Genomic DNA, 15447 nt, shown 5'->3' with positions numbered 1-15447 from the left:
TTAGATGGATATCGGGATGATTCGCGGCCTGGGCACCGTCGTCGTAATGGTGGCCTTTATCGGTCTGGCCTTGTGGGTGTTCAGCCCCAAGCGCAAGTCGGAGTTTGAAGACGCGACCTTGCTGCCGTTCGCGGATGATCCCGAAGCCATCAAGCACGTCGAGCAAGCTTCTAGGAGTAACAAAGAATGACTACGTTCTGGAGTCTGTACGTCACAGTCCTCAGTCTGGGAACAATCTTCGCCCTGACCTGGCTGCTGTTGTCGACCCGTAAGGGCCAGCGCGCCGAGCAAACGGACGAAACCGTTGGTCACTCCTTCGATGGCATCGAGGAGTATGACAACCCACTGCCAAAATGGTGGTTCATGCTGTTCGTGGGCACCATTGTGTTCGCCCTCGGCTACCTGGTGCTCTACCCTGGCCTGGGCAACTGGAAAGGCCTGTTGCCAGGCTACAACTACCTGGACACCGAAAAGCAGACCGCCTTCGCCAACGGCCAGACCGGCTGGACCGGCGTCCACGAGTGGGAAAAGGAAATGGCTCGTTCGGACGCCAAGTTCGGTCCGATCTTCGCCAAGTTCGCCTCCATGCCGATCGAAGAAGTCGCCAAGGACCCGCAAGCCCTGAAGATGGGTGGCCGCCTGTTCGCCTCCAACTGCTCGGTCTGCCACGGTTCCGACGCCAAGGGTGCCTATGGTTTCCCTAATCTGACCGACGCCGACTGGCGCTGGGGTGGTGAACCGGAAACCATCAAGACCACCATCATGGGCGGTCGTCACGCCGTGATGCCGGGCTGGGCTGCCGTGGTCGGCGAGCAAGGCGTCGCCGATGTATCCGCCTATGTGGTGACCAGCCTGCACGGGCGCAAACTGCCGGAAGGCGCCAAGGCCGATCCGGCCAACGGCCAGAAACTGTTTGCCGCCAACTGCGTGGCCTGCCACGGTCCAGCCGGCAAGGGCACGCCTGCCATGGGCGCACCCGACCTGACGCATCCGGCCGGTTTCATCTACGGCTCGAGCTTCGCTCAGTTGCAGCAGACTATCCGTTACGGCCGTCAGGGCCAGATGCCTGCCCAAGCTGACCTGCAAGGCAACGACAAGGTCCACTTGCTGGCCGCCTATGTCTACAGCCTGTCTCACGGCGAGAAGGCTCCGGTCGCAGACGCCCAGTAAGGCAAGCGCCTGATACACCAAAGGCCCCGCCAATTTGATTGGCGGGGCCTTTTTGTTACGGTCCGAAACCTGGGCAAATCTGTTTCGCTTGCCGACCACCCACGCCAGTAGTAACGTGCCTACATTCGAGCTCAATGAGGGCACTTTCATGTCCATCACGACCATCTCCAGCCGCGAATTCAACCACGACACAAGTGGTGCCAAAAAAGCTAGCCGTGAAGGACCGGTCATCATCACCGACCGTGGCAAGCCTGCCCATGTGCTGCTAAGCATTGAGGAGTACCAGAAACTGACCGGCATCGGCCCCAGCATTGTCGAGTTGCTGGTCATGCCCGACGCGCCGGATATCGACTTCGATACCGAACGTGCCGCCATCACTCCTAGGCCGGTGGACCTGTCCTGATGTTTTTACTCGACACCAATGTTATTTCGGAACTACGCAAACCGCAGGCAGATAAAAACGTACAGGCCTGGGCACGTAGCGTGCCCGCCCCCAACCTGTACGTCTCGGCAATTACCGTATTGGAACTGGAAACCGGTGTGTTGCGCTTCGAACGCAAGGACCCGGCCCAAGGCAGCCGCCTGCGTGCGTGGCTGGATAACCACGTCCTGCCCGCGTTTGCTGGCAGGATCCTGGCGGTTGACCGTGCCATCGCGTTACGTTGCGCTCGCCTGCATGTGCCTGACCGCAGCAATGAATGTGACGCATTGATTGCCGCTACCGCGCTGGTCCATGGATTGACCGTGGTGACCCGCAACGTGAGTGATTTTCAAGGCAGCGGCGTGGCGTTGCTTAACCCATGGTCAGGAGATGAAAAAAACTAGATCCACCCTGAGACTTCGTGCGGTTTGTGGTGCCTTCAGCGAGCCGAGTTGGGAGGTTTCTCCTGTCTACTGATTTGCCCACACCCGCCCTTTCGTTTTTTGCCAACCCCACGGAATGTCTATAGTCAATTGATCTGGGTCATGACTTGTTACATCCACTACACCATTCTATGCATACCCCCAACGCGACCAAAGGTCGCACCCTTGGGCTAGAGCGACAGGCGTATCATTGCACCACCGCAACACCCTTCTGACCGTGGTCGGCACGTACTGGCCTCGGCACTTTTCCACTGCCGTGGGATGCAACTGATGAGCAACCAGATTCCGGTACATGACGTTACCCCGCCTGCCAAGGACGCGAACAAAAGCGTCGACCTGTATGCCTCTCGGGAAAAAATCTACACCCGTGCCTTCACGGGCCTGTTCCGCAACCTGCGAATGGTCGGCGGCGCCCTATTGTTCCTGCTGTATTTCGGCACGGTCTGGCTGAACTGGGGCGGGCATCAGGCCGTCTGGTGGAACCTGCCGGAACGCAAATTCTTTATTTTTGGTGCGACCTTCTGGCCCCAGGATTTCATCCTGCTGTCCGGACTGCTGATCATTGCCGCATTCGGCCTGTTTTTCATTACGGTTTATGCCGGGCGTGTCTGGTGCGGCTACACCTGCCCGCAAAGCGTGTGGACCTGGATTTTCATGTGGTGCGAGAAGGTCACCGAAGGCGACCGCAACCAGCGCATCAAGCTGGACAAGGCGCCCATGGGCACCAACAAGTTCCTGCGCAAGTTCGCCAAGCACAGCCTTTGGCTGCTGATCGGTTTCGTCACGGGCATGACCTTCGTCGGCTACTTCACGCCGATCCGCGAACTGGTGTTCGAGTTCTTTACCGGCCAAGCCGATGGCTGGTCGTATTTCTGGGTTGGCTTCTTCACCCTCGCCACCTACGGCAACGCCGGCTGGCTGCGTGAGCAGGTGTGCATCTACATGTGCCCTTACGCCCGTTTCCAGAGCGTGATGTTCGACAAGGACACGCTGATCGTCTCCTACGACCCGCGTCGCGGTGAAAGCCGTGGCCCGCGCAAGAAAGGTGTCGACTACAAGGCCCTGGGCCTGGGGGATTGCATCGACTGCACCATGTGCGTCCAGGTCTGCCCAACCGGCATCGACATTCGCGACGGCCTGCAGATCGAATGCATCGGTTGCGCGGCCTGCATCGACGCCTGCGACAACATCATGGACAAAATGGATTATCCCCGTGGCCTGATCAGCTACACCACCGAACACAACCTGTCGGGGCAGAAAACCCATAAACTGCGTCCGCGCCTGATCGGTTATGCGCTGGTGTTACTGACGATGGTAAGCCTGCTGGTGACGGCGTTCTTCATGCGTTCGCTGGTGGGGTTCGACGTCAGTAAAGACCGCGTGCTGTACCGCGAAAACGCCGAAGGCCGGATCGAAAACGTCTACAGCCTGAAAATCATGAACAAGGACCAACGCGACCACACCTACGTACTGGAAGCCACCGGCCTGCCCGATCTCAAGTTGCAGGGCCGGCGAGAAATCAAGGTCGCGGCCGGCGAGATCTTCAGTCAGCCGGTTGAACTGTCCAGCGCACCGGACCAACTGCCGTCGAGCACCAACGAAGTAACATTCATCCTCAAGGATGCCGATGACAACAGCGTTCATGTTGAAGCCAAGAGCCGGTTCATCGGCCCACAAATTCGTTAAGAGAACTGAACATGCCTGCAGCAACCGCCACCAGCCCTTGGTACAAGCATCTCTGGCCATGGATCATTATTGGGATCCTGACCTGTTCGGTGACACTGAGCCTGACGATGGTGACCATTGCGGTGAAGAACCCGGATAATCTGGTCAACGACAACTATTACGAGGCCGGCAAAGGCATCAACCGCTCGCTGGAACGCGAACTGCTGGCCCAGACCCTGCAGTTGCATGCCAACGTGCAACTGGACGACGTGACCGGTGAAGTGAACCTGCGCCTGAACGGCAACAGCCGGCCTCAGACCCTGGAGCTGAGCCTGATCTCGCCGACCCAGCCGGAGAAAGACCGCAAGATCGTCCTGACTCGCAACGACAGCGAACCGGGGCGGTACGTTGGCCAGTTGACGGACAAGATCGAAGGCCGGCGCTTTGTCGAATTGCTGGGTGTGGAGAACGACAAGACCTGGCGTCTGTTCGAAGAAGAACAGATCAACCATGAGCAGGACATCCTGCTCGGCGATGAACCGCTGCAAGGCGCTGAAGACCTGAAGAAATAAAAACCGATCGATGGCCTCTGTAGAAGCTGCCGAAGGCTGCGATTTTTTGATTTTGATCTTGCCCTTGAGATTCAAGTGTCAGGGGAAAGATCGCAGCCTTCGGCAGCTCCTACAATTCGTGTATCTCCTTGCAAGCCCATCTATGCCAGGCCTTCATAGCGACAACCATGAGCATTCCACAGCCCTGCTACCACTGCGCCCTGCCCGTCCCCCCCGGCAGTCGCTTCACCGCCGTTGTCCTGGGTGAAACCCGTGAGCTGTGCTGCCCGGGCTGCCAGGCGGTGGCCGAGGCCATCGTTGCCGGTGGTTTGGAAAGTTATTACCAGCATCGCAGCGAAGCGTCGGCCAACCCCGAAACCCTGCCGGTCCAACTGACCGATGAACTGGCGCTGTACGATCGCCCTGACGTGCAGCAGTCGTTCGTGCGCCATGACGGTGAACTGGCCGAAGCCACCCTGCTGATGGAAGGCATCAGTTGCGCCGCCTGCGGCTGGTTGATCGAAAAACAATTGCGTAGCCTGCCGGCCGTGGCCGAGGCACGGTTGAACCTGTCCAATCATCGCCTGCATGTGCAGTGGGCCGACGCGCAATTACCGCTGAGCAAACTGCTCGCTGAATTGCGCCAGATCGGTTACGTCGCCCACCCGTACCAGGCCGACCAAGCCTGCGAGCAACTCGCCGCACAAAACCGCCTGGCCTTGCGTCAGTTGGGCGTGGCCGGGCTGCTGTGGTTCCAGGCGATGATGGCGACCATGGCCACCTGGCCGGAATTCAATATCGACCTGAGCCCGGAGATGCACACCATCCTGCGCTGGGTTGCGCTGTTTCTCACCACGCCCATCGTCTTCTACAGCTGCGCGCCGTTCTTCAAAGGCGCGATGCGCGACCTGCGCACCCGGCACCTGACCATGGACGTTTCCGTATCGCTGGCCATTGGCGGCGCCTACGTCGCCGGGATCTGGACCTCCATCACCGGTGTGGGCGAGCTGTATTTCGATGCCGTGGGCATGTTCGCCCTGTTCCTGTTGACCGGTCGTTACCTGGAGCGCCGGGCCCGGGAGCGCACCGCTGCCGCCACCGCGCAACTGGTCAACCTGTTGCCGGCCTCGTGCCTGCGCCTGGAGGATAACGGCCAGAGCGAACGCATCCTGCTCAGTGAGTTGCGCACAGGCGACCAGGTGCTGGTGCAGCCCGGGGCGATCCTGCCGGCCGATGGCAAGATTCTCGACGGCCAGTCCAGCGTCGACGAATCGCTGCTGACTGGCGAATACCTGCCACAACCCCGCCAGGCGGGCGACGCGGTCACCGCTGGCACGCTCAACGTCGAAGGTGCCTTGACGGTCGAGGTGCTGGCACTTGGGCAGGACACCCGACTGTCCGCCATCGTGCGGTTGCTGGAGCGGGCCCAGGCCGAGAAGCCGCGACTGGCTGAAATCGCTGATCGGGCCGCCCAATGGTTTCTGTTGTTCTCGTTGATCGCCGCTGCCGTCATAGGCCTGTTGTGGTGGCAACTGGATGCCTCCCGGGCCTTCTGGATCGTATTGGCGATGCTGGTCGCCACCTGCCCTTGCGCCCTGTCCCTGGCGACGCCGACCGCCCTCACCGCAGCCACCGGCACCCTGCACAAGCTCGGCTTGCTGCTGACCCGCGGCCATGTGCTGGAGGGCCTGAACCAGATCGACACAGTGATTTTCGACAAGACCGGCACCCTCACCGAGGGCCGCCTGGCATTGCGTGCCATTCGACCGCTGGCGGCCCTCGACAGCGATCAATGCCTGGGCCTGGCCGCTGCCCTGGAAAACCGCTCAGAACACCCCATTGCCCGCGCTTTCGGTCGCGCGCCATTGGCCGCCGAGCAAGTGCACAGCACTCCGGGGCTGGGGCTAGAAGGCCTGGTGGGCGAACAGCGCCTGCGCATCGGCCAGCCCGGTTTCGTTTGCGAACTCAGTGGTGCCTCCACGCCGATGATGCCGGACGAGCCCGGCCAGTGGCTGTTGCTGGGCGATGATATCGGGCCATTGGCCTGGTTCGTCCTCGACGACCGCTTGCGCGCCGACGCCCCGGCGTTGCTGGCAGCCTGCAAGGCGCGGGGCTGGCGCACGCTGCTGTTGTCGGGCGACAGTTCGCCGATGGTTGCCAGCGTCGCCGCCGAACTGGGCATCGACGAAGCCCGCGGCGGCTTGCGTCCGGACGACAAGCTGGCGGTGTTGCAACAGTTGCACCAACAGGGTCGCAAGGTGCTGATGCTCGGCGACGGGGTTAACGACGTGCCGGTGCTGGCGGCGGCGGACATCAGTGTCGCCATGGGCTCGGCCACCGACCTGGCCAAGACCAGCGCCGATGCGGTGCTGCTGTCCAACCGTCTCGACGCCCTGATCCACGCCTTCAGCCTGGCCCGACGCACCCGCCGGGTGATCATTGAGAACCTGGTGTGGGCCGGGCTGTACAATGGCCTCATGTTGCCGTTCGCCGCCCTCGGCTGGATTACGCCGGTGTGGGCGGCGGTCGGCATGTCCATCAGTTCGTTGACCGTGGTGTTGAATGCGCTGAGGCTGACCCGCCAGCCCAAGGCGCACGCTCTCGACGACACGCCCGATACCCGCCCGCTGCCGGCCTGAGCCGCGCGGGCATGGAGTTCCAACATGCCAGCTCTCTACGTGATGATCCCGGCCGCACTGCTGATCGTGGCCATCGCCGTGTACATTTTCTTCTGGGCCGTGGACAGCGGCCAGTACGACGACCTTGACGGCCCGGCCCACAGCATCCTGTTCGACGATCAGGACCCGAACCACAAGGCGGCCGTGGATGAAGCCAGTGGCGAGGCCCGTGAACCGGACGACAAGGCCCCGCCCCATGCTTGATCTGGCGCCATTACTCGTCTCGGCGGTCATCCTTGGCCTGCTCGGTGGCGGGCATTGCCTGGGCATGTGCGGCGGCCTGATGGGCGCCCTGACCCTGGCGATTCCCAAGGAACAGCGCAGTCGGCGGTTCCGGCTGCTGCTGGCGTACAACCTGGGGCGGATCCTGAGCTACGCCACCGCCGGCTTGTTGATCGGCCTGGCCGGCTGGGCCGTGGCCAATAGCCCGGCGGCGATGATCATGCGGGTACTGGCCGGTTTGCTGTTGATCGCCATGGGCCTGTACCTGGCGGGTTGGTGGAGCGGCCTGACCCGCATCGAAAGCATTGGCCGTGGCTTGTGGCGGCATATCCAGCCAGTCGCCAACCGTTTGCTACCAGTGTCGAGCCTGCCCCGGGCCTTGCTGCTCGGCGCGCTATGGGGCTGGCTACCATGTGGACTGGTCTACAGCACCCTGTTGTGGTCCGCCAGCCAGGGCAATGCACTGGACAGCGCGTTACTGATGCTCGCTTTCGGCCTCGGCACCTGGCCGGTGCTGCTCGCCACCGGCCTGGCCGCCGAACGCGTCACCGCCCTGCTGCGCAAACGCAGTGTGCGCATGGCTGGTGGGTTGCTGGTGATAGTCTTTGGTGTCTGGACATTGCCGGGGCCGCATCAGGATTGGCTGATGGGGCATTGACCGAGTAGCCGCCAATCGCGAGCAGGGGGGCGAACACCACATCCCCAATGTGCGAGCCTGCTCGCGATTGGCCTTCGCCCAGACTCCCCCCGTTGACGCAAATCAAAACCGCCCCGCGCCCACCCTTTTACACTTGTGCCCATGCCAGCCTATCCGGGGGAACGCCCGCATGCTCGACGCCATTCGTTGGGACACAGACCTGATCCGCCGTTATGACCTGGCGGGTCCACGCTACACCTCGTATCCGACCGCGGCGCAATTCGGTAGCCAGGTGGGTGCCTTCGACCTGCTTCATGCCCTGCGCGACAGCCGCAAGGCCCTGCGGCCATTGTCGCTGTATGTGCATGTGCCGTTCTGCGCGAACATTTGCTACTACTGCGCCTGCAACAAGGTCATCACCAAGGACCGCGGCCGCGCTCACGTCTACCTGCAACGCCTGGAACAGGAAATCCAGCTGATTGGCTGCCACCTGGACTCCGCCCAGCGCGTGGAACAATTGCATCTGGGCGGTGGTACCCCGACCTTCCTCAACCACGACGAACTGCGCCAACTGATGGCCAAGTTGCGCAAGCACTTGAACCTGCTGGACGACGACTCCGGCGACTACAGCATCGAAATCGACCCTCGCGAAGCCGACTGGTCGACAATGGGCCTACTGCGAGAGCTGGGGTTCAACCGGGTCAGCATCGGCCTGCAGGACCTTGACCCGGCCGTGCAACGTGCCGTCAATCGCCTGCAAAGCCTGGACGAAACCCGCGCCGTGATCGAAGCTGCCCGGACCTTGCAGTTCCGCTCGATCAACATCGACCTGATCTACGGCCTGCCCAAGCAAACGCCGGAAAACTTCGCCCGTACCATCGAGGAAGTCATCAACCTGCAGCCGGATCGGCTCTCGGTGTTCAACTACGCCCACCTGCCGGAGCGCTTCATGCCCCAGCGGCGCATCAACAGCCAGGACCTGCCGAACCCGATGCAAAAACTGGCCATGCTGCAAGGCACCATCGAACAACTGACCGCCGCCGGTTACCGTTACATCGGCATGGACCACTTTGCCCTGCCCGACGACGAACTGGCGATCGCCCAGGAAGAAGCGACCCTGCAGCGCAACTTCCAGGGCTACACTACCCATGGCCATTGCGACCTGATCGGCCTCGGCGTGTCAGCCATCAGCCAGGTCGGTGATCTGTACTGCCAGAACAGCAGCGACCTGAACCATTACCAGAACACCCTCGCCGACGGGCAACTGGCGACCAGTCGCGGGCTGATCTGCAACGCCGACGACCGCCTGCGGCGCGCAGTGATCCAGCAGTTGATCTGTCATTTCAATCTGGCCTTCGCCGACATCGAGCAAACTTTCAATATCGATTTTCGTGGCTATTTCGCGCCGTTATGGCCGCAATTGCAGGCCATGGCCAAGGACGGTCTGATCGAGCTCGACAACATGCACATCAAAGTCCTGCCCGCCGGGCGCCTGCTGGTGCGATCAGTGTGCATGGTGTTCGATGCGTATTTGGAGCAACACAACCTGCAACGCTTCTCCAGGGTCATCTGAGCGCGACAATTTGACGACAAAACCGCACTGGCCGGAGTGACTGCTCTGGGGTACCCTTACGCCTTATGTGTGTTTTCCCACAAGGATTGAAGAAATGTCCGAGCCAGTCAAGCTGCGCGCCCACAACCAGGCCCATTGCAAGGATTGCAGCCTGGCCCCTCTCTGCCTGCCACTTTCATTGAATCTGGAGGACATGGACGCGCTGGACGATATCGTTAAACGGGGTCGCCCGTTGAAAAAAGGTGAATTCCTGTTTCGTCAGGGCGACACCTTCGATTCCGTCTATGCGGTGCGCTCGGGCGCCTTGAAAACCTTCAACCTGAGTGACGGTGGCGAAGAACAACTCACCGGTTTCCACCTGCCCAGCGAACTGGTGGGCCTGTCGGGCATGGACACCGAGACCCATCCGGTCTCGGCCCAGGCGCTGGAAACCACCTCGGTGTGCGAAATTCCTTTCGACCGTCTCGACGAACTGGCCCTGCAACTGCCGCAACTGCGCCGTCAGCTGATGCGAGTGATGAGCCGGGAGATCCGCGACGATCAGCAAATGATGCTGCTGCTCTCGAAAAAAACCGCCGACGAGCGCATTGCGACCTTCCTGGTCAACCTCTCGGCCCGCTTCCGCGCCCGCGGGTTCTCGGCCAACCAGTTCCGCCTGAGCATGTCGCGTAACGAAATCGGCAACTACCTGGGCCTGGCGGTGGAAACCGTGTCCCGGGTATTCACCCGCTTCCAGCAGAACGAGTTGATCGCCGCCGAAGGCAAGGAAATTCATATTCTCGACCCGATCCAGCTCTGCGCCCTGGCCGGCGGCTCGCTCGAAGGCTGACGCACATGCGCGGCTGAGGGATTGTCCTGGCCGCGCTATACTGCCGCGTTTGCAGCCCTGCCAGGACACCTCGACGATGGTCTTCGACTCCTTCGACATCAAATCCCTGATCCGCCCCGTGATCGACTTCCCCAAGCCGGGCGTGATCTTTCGCGACATTACCCCGCTGTTCCAGTCTCCCACCGCCCTGCGGCTGGTGATGGACAGTTTCGCCCACCGTTATGTCGAGGCCGAGTTCACTCACATCGGCGCGATGGATGCGCGGGGCTTCTTGATCGGCTCAATCCTGGCTTATCAGTTGAACAAGCCCCTGGTGCTGTTCCGCAAGCAAGGCAAGCTGCCGGCGGATGTGCTGGCCGAGGGTTACCAGACCGAATACGGCGAGGCCTTCCTGGAAGTCCACGCCGACAGCCTGTGCGAGGGTGATTCGGTGGTGATGTTCGATGACCTGATCGCCACCGGCGGCACGCTGATCGCCGCCGCCAACCTGATCCGCCGCATGGGCGCCAAGGTCCACGAAGCGGCGGCGATTATTGATTTGCCGGAATTGCTCGGTTCCCAGCGGTTGGAAGATATGGGGATTCCGACGTTCTGCCTGACGCAGTTTTCCCTGAGCGAAAGGTAACCGGCAAACAACAATCTAACCTGTGGGAGCGGGCTTGCTCGCGAAAGCGGAGTGTCAGTCAATATGTTCACTGACTGATCCACCGCTTTCGCGAGCAAGCCCGCTCCCACATTAGCTTTTGGCTGGCTGTTACAACGCGATCGGCTTGCGCCCGGCAAACGAATGCGCCAGCGTCCCACCGTCCACCAACTCCAGTTCACCACCCAGTGGCACGCCATGGGCGATGCGGGAGGCGATCAGGCCTTTGTTGTTCAGCAATTGGGCGATGTAGTGGGCGGTGGCTTCGCCTTCGACCGTCGGATTGGTGGCGAGGATGACTTCGGTGAACGTGCCCGCTTCTTCGATCCGCGCGATCAACTGTGGAATGCCAATGGCTTCCGGCCCCAAGCCGTCGAGCGGTGACAAATGACCCTTGAGCACGAAATAGCGTCCGCGAAAACCCGTCTGCTCGACCGCATAGACATCCATCGGCCCTTCCACGACGCACAGCAGGCTGTCGTCCCGACGCGGGTCCGCGCATTGCGGGCAAAGGTCGTCTTCAGTGAGCGTGCGGCATAAACGGCAATGCCCTACGCCCTCCATGGCCTGGCTCAAGGCCTGGGCCAGGCGCGAACCGCCGCTGCGATCACGCTCGAGCAATTGCAACGCCATGCGCTGGGCAGTTTTCTGACCCACACCTGGCAAAGTTCGCAGGGCATCGATCAGTTGGCGAATCAAAGGGCTGAAGCTCATGGAGGAAATGTCCGACATAACAACGAGACGCGGTTTATACCCGCGCCTCCGATTAGCGTCAAATACTCAATCCCGCGCCACCCGGACCACCAACTTGCCGAAGTTGCGCCCCTCCAGCAGCCCGATAAAGGCCTGCGGTGCATTCTCAAGGCCATCGACTACGTCTTCGCGGAACTTGACCTTGCCATCACGCACCCAGGGCGCCATGGCGCTGATGAACTCCGGCTGACGGTCGCCGTAGTCATCGAACACGATAAAACCCTGGATCCGCACGCGTTTAGTCAACAAGGTGCGCTGCAATTGCGGCAAGCGATCCGGGCCGCTCGGTGCTTCGTGCTCATTGTAGGACGCGATCAGGCCACAGAGCGGAATACGGGCCTTGGCGTTGAGCAGCGGCACCACTGCGTCGAACACCTTGCCGCCAACGTTTTCGTAATAGATGTCGATGCCTTTGTCGCAGGCTTGGGCCAGCTCCTCGGCAAAGTGTTCGCTCTTGTGATCGATGCAGGCATCGAACCCCAACTCGTCGACCACGTATTTACATTTCGCGCTGCCGCCAGCCACGCCGACCACCCGCAGCCCCTTGATCTTCGCCACCTGGCCGACCACCGAGCCCACGGCTCCCGACGCCGCCGCGACCACCAGGGTTTCCCCCTCCTTGGGCTGGCCAATGTCCATCAGCCCCATGTACGCGGTCATGCCCGGCATGCCCAGCACACCCAAGGCCATCGACGGACTGGGTAGCCCGGAGGGGATCGGAGTGACATTGCGCCCATCGCTGATGCCGTGGCTCTGCCAACCTGTGGCGCCCACCACCAGGTCGCCTTCGTGGAATTTCGGGTGCATCGAACGCTCCACGCGGCTGACAGCGCCTCCGGTCATTACCTCACCGATTTCCACCGGGGCGGCGTAGGAAGGTGCGTCGCTCATCCGTCCCCGCATGTAGGGGTCCAGGGACAGGAACAGGGTCTTGAGCAGGATCTGCCCGTCCACCAGGTCCGGCAGCGTTACCTGCTCGATACGGAAGTTGTCCGCGGTGGGCGCGCCTTTGGGGCGGGAGGCTAGGACGATGCGCTGGTTGGATGTCGATGCTTGTGACATGGAAGCGTTCTCCTTGATCGTTGAGTGGGACCTATAGGAAGCAGACCATTGCCGGTGGAGCGGCGTTCGATGTTTATTCAGTGGGTACTTGTGGGAGCAAGTAAGGTTTCTGCCACCGCTCGGCCCTATGACAGAAACAAAAATGCCAGGCGCGATGCCTGGCATTGTGTGTAGCCCATCCCAACCGGGATGGCGAATCAGAACGGCAATTTCATGCCCGGCGGCAGTTGCATGCCGGCAGTCATGCCGGACATCTTGTCCTGGCTGTTGGCTTCGATCTTGCGCACTGCGTCGTTGACGGCGGCGGCGAACAGGGCTTCAAGCATTTCCTTGTCGTCTTCGCTCAGGCCTTCGACCACGCTTGGGTCGATGCTGACGCGCTTGATGTCGTGGCGGCCGGTCATGACCACCGTCACCATATCGCCGCCGGACTTGCCGGTGACTTCGGCGTTGGCCAGTTCTTCCTGCATCTTGGCCATTTTTTCCTGCATCTGCTGCGCCTGCTTCATCAGGCCGGCCATGCCACCTTTCATCATGGGAATCACCTCGAAAGTACTTGGATAAACACCGCGTCCGGCCATTCAGCCCGACGCTTTCAGTTATGAGCCCTGAGTAACCGGGGCCTCGACAGGTTCGATAGTATCGTGACGAACCACGGCGCCGAACTGTTGCATCATCTGCTGGATGAACGGATCACTGTGGATCGACTCCTCGGCTTCGCGCTGACGGTCGGCACGGCGGCGGGACGCGGCCTGGGCCGGGGTTTCCTGCTCAGGCTTGATCAGTTCGATGTTCAGCGTCAGGGTGCGCTGGTGGTACTGGTTCAGCGCATCGTTGAGGCGACGCTGCTGGGTGGCATTGAACAAGGCGCTGTGGGCCGGGTCCAGATGCAGCAGCCAGTGATCGCCTTCCACGGCGATCAACGTGCAGTTGGCCGCGATGCTGCCGGTCATGCCGGTAATCGGCAGTTTCGGGAACAGCTCCAGCCATTGCAAGGCCAGCCCGGTGGCAGGCATCGCCGCCGGCTCCGGCTCGGGTTCCGGTGCTGGTTCAGCAGCGTGTTCGCTGGCCAGCTCGTCCAGATAGCTGTAGGCCGAATCCATGTCCGGCTCTATGTAATCCTCATCCAGCGGCGGCTCGTCATCCAGGTCCATACCCGGTGTGGCGTCATCGACGTCGGCCACTGTCGGCTCAGGCACCGGGGCGGCGACCCACTCGGGCGCATCCGGCACCACGCTGTCGGGCGTCGGCAGGGGCATCGGTGGCAGTTCGGGCTGCTCGGCGGTGGTTTCCAGCACGGGTTCCACTGCGGGCTGCTGGACGATCTGCGGCTCGACCGGATCATTCCAGGGCAAGTCGATGACCGCTTCGGCGACCGGCTCAGGCAATGCCTCGACGACCGGTTCAGGCTCGGGTTCAATTGGCGCAATGACAGGCACCGGAGCCGGTTCGGCCATAGGTACCACTGCCGCCGGAGCAGAAGCCACTGCCGGCGCAACGACAGGCGCGGCAGCCACTGGCTTGGCGGAATCAGCTGTGGCCTGGCTGATCCCCACTGGCTTTAGCGGTTGCCTCGGGGCGTCCGCCGTGTCGGCCGGTCGGAACGCCAGCATTCGCAACAAGACCATTTCGAAGCCGCCTCGCGGATCCGGCGCCAGGGGCAAGTCACGACGGCCGATCAGGCCCATCTGGTAATAGAACTGCACGTCTTCGGCCGGCAGCGCCTGGGCCAGGGCCAGTACGCGATCACGGTCGCCATGACCGTTGTCGACACCCTCAGGCAGGGCCTGGGCAATGGCGACCCGGTGCAGCACATTGAGGATCTCCGAAAGCACGCCATTCCAGTCCGGGCCCTGCTCGGCCAGGTGACGCACCGCTTCGAGCAACGCCTTCGCGTCACCCTCGATCAACGCATGCAACACGTCATAGACCTGGCCGTGATCGAGGGTGCCGAGCATCGCCCGCACATCGGCGGCCATGACCTTGCCTTCACCGAAGGCAATGGCCTGGTCGGTCAGGCTCATGGCGTCACGCATCGACCCATCGGCAGCGCGGCCCAGCAGCCACAGCGCATCGTCCTCGAACGGAACGTTCTCGACGCCCAGCACGTGGGTCAGGTGCTCGACGACCCGCTCCGGCGTCATGTTCTTCAGGGAGAACTGCAGGCACCGCGACAAAATCGTCGCAGGAAGTTTCTGCGGGTCGGTGGTCGCCAGGATGAACTTGACGTAGGGCGGCGGCTCCTCGAGGGTCTTGAGCAGCGCATTGAACGAATGGCTGGAGAGCATGTGCACTTCGTCGATCAGATAGACCTTGAAGCGCCCACGGCTCGGCGCGTACTGCACGTTGTCGAGCAACTCGCGAGTATCTTCGACCTTGGTGCGGCTGGCGGCGTCAATCTCGATCAGGTCGACGAAACGACCTTCGTCGATTTCCCGGCACACCGAACACTCGCCGCAAGGCGTAGAGGTAATGCCGGTTTCGCAGTTCAGGCACTTGGCGATGATCCGCGCGATGGTGGTCTTGCCCACGCCACGGGTACCGGTGAACAGATAGGCATGGTGCAGCCGCTGGCTGTCCAAGGCATTGATCAGGGCCTTGAGCACATGGGTCTGGCCGACCATTTCGCGGAACGAGCGCGGACGCCACTTACGTGCAAGAACCTGATAACTCATCGAAAACCGTCGCAACGAAGGAACATAAGCGGCTAATGCTAGCGGAGCAGGGGCGAAATTGCATCCGGTGTGCTTGTCTAATCTGTCTAAGCTTGAATCTGGGACTCGGTTGTCGACAGGGTTTT

At 61.5% G+C, this 15447-nt stretch carries 16 protein-coding genes; 12 read left to right on the top strand and 4 right to left on the bottom strand.

The window, feature by feature from the left end; all coding sequences use genetic code 11:
• Positions 1-4: 4 nt before the first annotated feature.
• From ACWNZ1_RS02435 to ACWNZ1_RS02380, 12 genes are all read left to right on the top strand, one after another.
• Entirely contained in the window at positions 5-190 is a 186-nt protein-coding gene (locus ACWNZ1_RS02435; RefSeq protein ID WP_003175465.1) for a CcoQ/FixQ family Cbb3-type cytochrome c oxidase assembly chaperone, read from the top strand.
• Positions 187-1170: a cytochrome-c oxidase, cbb3-type subunit III gene (gene ccoP, locus ACWNZ1_RS02430; RefSeq protein WP_135844511.1), complete on the top strand. Its 984-nt coding sequence runs from the start codon at positions 187-189 to the stop codon at positions 1168-1170. The genes ACWNZ1_RS02435 and ccoP overlap by 4 nt, the downstream gene beginning before the upstream one ends.
• 148 nt (positions 1171-1318) lie before the next feature.
• Entirely contained in the window at positions 1319-1573 is a 255-nt protein-coding gene (locus ACWNZ1_RS02425; RefSeq protein ID WP_135844510.1) for a type II toxin-antitoxin system Phd/YefM family antitoxin, read from the top strand.
• Positions 1573-1995 carry a type II toxin-antitoxin system VapC family toxin gene (locus ACWNZ1_RS02420; RefSeq protein WP_135844509.1) on the top strand — a complete coding sequence of 141 codons (423 nt, stop codon included), beginning with the start codon at positions 1573-1575 and terminating at the stop codon, positions 1993-1995. The genes ACWNZ1_RS02425 and ACWNZ1_RS02420 overlap by 1 nt, the downstream gene beginning before the upstream one ends.
• A gap of 309 nt (positions 1996-2304) precedes the next feature.
• A complete protein-coding gene (ccoG, locus tag ACWNZ1_RS02415) occupies positions 2305-3720 on the top strand; it encodes a cytochrome c oxidase accessory protein CcoG (RefSeq protein WP_135844508.1) in 1416 nt (471 codons plus the stop codon).
• Positions 3721-3731: 11 nt separating this feature from the next.
• Positions 3732-4271 (top strand): FixH family protein, encoded by a 540-nt coding sequence (locus ACWNZ1_RS02410; protein WP_135844507.1) that lies wholly within the window; start codon positions 3732-3734, stop codon positions 4269-4271.
• Positions 4272-4438: 167 nt separating this feature from the next.
• A complete protein-coding gene (locus tag ACWNZ1_RS02405) occupies positions 4439-6889 on the top strand; it encodes a heavy metal translocating P-type ATPase (protein ID WP_256452427.1) in 2451 nt (816 codons plus the stop codon).
• 24 nt (positions 6890-6913) lie between these two features.
• Positions 6914-7132 carry a cbb3-type cytochrome oxidase assembly protein CcoS gene (ccoS, locus tag ACWNZ1_RS02400; RefSeq protein ID WP_072348138.1) on the top strand — a complete coding sequence of 73 codons (219 nt, stop codon included), beginning with the start codon at positions 6914-6916 and terminating at the stop codon, positions 7130-7132.
• Complete coding sequence (locus tag ACWNZ1_RS02395; RefSeq protein ID WP_135844505.1) at positions 7125-7808, top strand: sulfite exporter TauE/SafE family protein; 684 nt, start codon at positions 7125-7127, stop codon at positions 7806-7808. Before ccoS ends, ACWNZ1_RS02395 begins: the two co-directional genes overlap by 8 nt.
• 169 nt (positions 7809-7977) lie before the next feature.
• A complete protein-coding gene (gene hemN, locus ACWNZ1_RS02390) occupies positions 7978-9360 on the top strand; it encodes an oxygen-independent coproporphyrinogen III oxidase (protein ID WP_135844504.1) in 1383 nt (460 codons plus the stop codon).
• 94 nt (positions 9361-9454) lie between these two features.
• Positions 9455-10189 carry a fumarate/nitrate reduction transcriptional regulator Fnr gene (gene fnr / locus ACWNZ1_RS02385; protein ID WP_135844503.1) on the top strand — a complete coding sequence of 245 codons (735 nt, stop codon included), beginning with the start codon at positions 9455-9457 and terminating at the stop codon, positions 10187-10189.
• A gap of 76 nt (positions 10190-10265) precedes the next feature.
• Positions 10266-10814, top strand: a complete 549-nt coding sequence (locus tag ACWNZ1_RS02380) for an adenine phosphoribosyltransferase (protein ID WP_041020481.1) — start codon at positions 10266-10268, stop codon at positions 10812-10814.
• Positions 10815-10943: 129 nt separating this feature from the next.
• Here the strand turns inward: ACWNZ1_RS02380 and recR are convergent, their stop codons facing one another.
• The 4 genes from recR to dnaX form a co-directional block, all read right to left on the bottom strand.
• On the bottom strand, positions 10944-11546 hold the full coding sequence (recR, locus tag ACWNZ1_RS02375) for a recombination mediator RecR (protein WP_003199585.1): 603 nt from the start codon (positions 11544-11546) through the stop codon (positions 10944-10946).
• A gap of 66 nt (positions 11547-11612) precedes the next feature.
• A complete protein-coding gene (locus ACWNZ1_RS02370) occupies positions 11613-12647 on the bottom strand; it encodes an NADP-dependent oxidoreductase (protein ID WP_135844502.1) in 1035 nt (344 codons plus the stop codon).
• 197 nt (positions 12648-12844) lie between these two features.
• Positions 12845-13183: a YbaB/EbfC family nucleoid-associated protein gene (locus ACWNZ1_RS02365; protein WP_003183512.1), complete on the bottom strand. Its 339-nt coding sequence runs from the start codon at positions 13181-13183 to the stop codon at positions 12845-12847.
• A gap of 63 nt (positions 13184-13246) precedes the next feature.
• The gene (gene dnaX / locus ACWNZ1_RS02360; RefSeq protein WP_135844501.1) at positions 13247-15322 is read right to left on the bottom strand and encodes a DNA polymerase III subunit gamma/tau; all 2076 of its coding nucleotides are present in this window, start codon (positions 15320-15322) and stop codon (positions 13247-13249) included.
• Positions 15323-15447: the final 125 nt, after the last annotated feature.

The organism is Pseudomonas sp. CFBP 5748 (assembly GCF_053850495.1).
The sequence above is the reverse complement of the archived record's forward strand: the minus strand, read 5'-3'. Positions and strand labels throughout refer to the sequence as shown.

Coding starts and splice junctions, on each gene's coding strand:
- ACWNZ1_RS02435 (WP_003175465.1), top strand. CDS start 5: ATGGATATCGGGATGATTCGCGGCCTGGGCACCGTCGTCGTAATGGTG.
- ccoP (WP_135844511.1), top strand. CDS start 187: ATGACTACGTTCTGGAGTCTGTACGTCACAGTCCTCAGTCTGGGAACA.
- ACWNZ1_RS02425 (WP_135844510.1), top strand. CDS start 1,319: ATGTCCATCACGACCATCTCCAGCCGCGAATTCAACCACGACACAAGT.
- ACWNZ1_RS02420 (WP_135844509.1), top strand. CDS start 1,573: ATGTTTTTACTCGACACCAATGTTATTTCGGAACTACGCAAACCGCAG.
- ccoG (WP_135844508.1), top strand. CDS start 2,305: ATGAGCAACCAGATTCCGGTACATGACGTTACCCCGCCTGCCAAGGAC.
- ACWNZ1_RS02410 (WP_135844507.1), top strand. CDS start 3,732: ATGCCTGCAGCAACCGCCACCAGCCCTTGGTACAAGCATCTCTGGCCA.
- ACWNZ1_RS02405 (WP_256452427.1), top strand. CDS start 4,439: ATGAGCATTCCACAGCCCTGCTACCACTGCGCCCTGCCCGTCCCCCCC.
- ccoS (WP_072348138.1), top strand. CDS start 6,914: ATGCCAGCTCTCTACGTGATGATCCCGGCCGCACTGCTGATCGTGGCC.
- ACWNZ1_RS02395 (WP_135844505.1), top strand. CDS start 7,125: ATGCTTGATCTGGCGCCATTACTCGTCTCGGCGGTCATCCTTGGCCTG.
- hemN (WP_135844504.1), top strand. CDS start 7,978: ATGCTCGACGCCATTCGTTGGGACACAGACCTGATCCGCCGTTATGAC.
- fnr (WP_135844503.1), top strand. CDS start 9,455: ATGTCCGAGCCAGTCAAGCTGCGCGCCCACAACCAGGCCCATTGCAAG.
- ACWNZ1_RS02380 (WP_041020481.1), top strand. CDS start 10,266: ATGGTCTTCGACTCCTTCGACATCAAATCCCTGATCCGCCCCGTGATC.
- recR (WP_003199585.1), bottom strand. CDS start 11,546: ATGAGCTTCAGCCCTTTGATTCGCCAACTGATCGATGCCCTGCGAACT.
- ACWNZ1_RS02370 (WP_135844502.1), bottom strand. CDS start 12,647: ATGTCACAAGCATCGACATCCAACCAGCGCATCGTCCTAGCCTCCCGC.
- ACWNZ1_RS02365 (WP_003183512.1), bottom strand. CDS start 13,183: ATGATGAAAGGTGGCATGGCCGGCCTGATGAAGCAGGCGCAGCAGATG.
- dnaX (WP_135844501.1), bottom strand. CDS start 15,322: ATGAGTTATCAGGTTCTTGCACGTAAGTGGCGTCCGCGCTCGTTCCGC.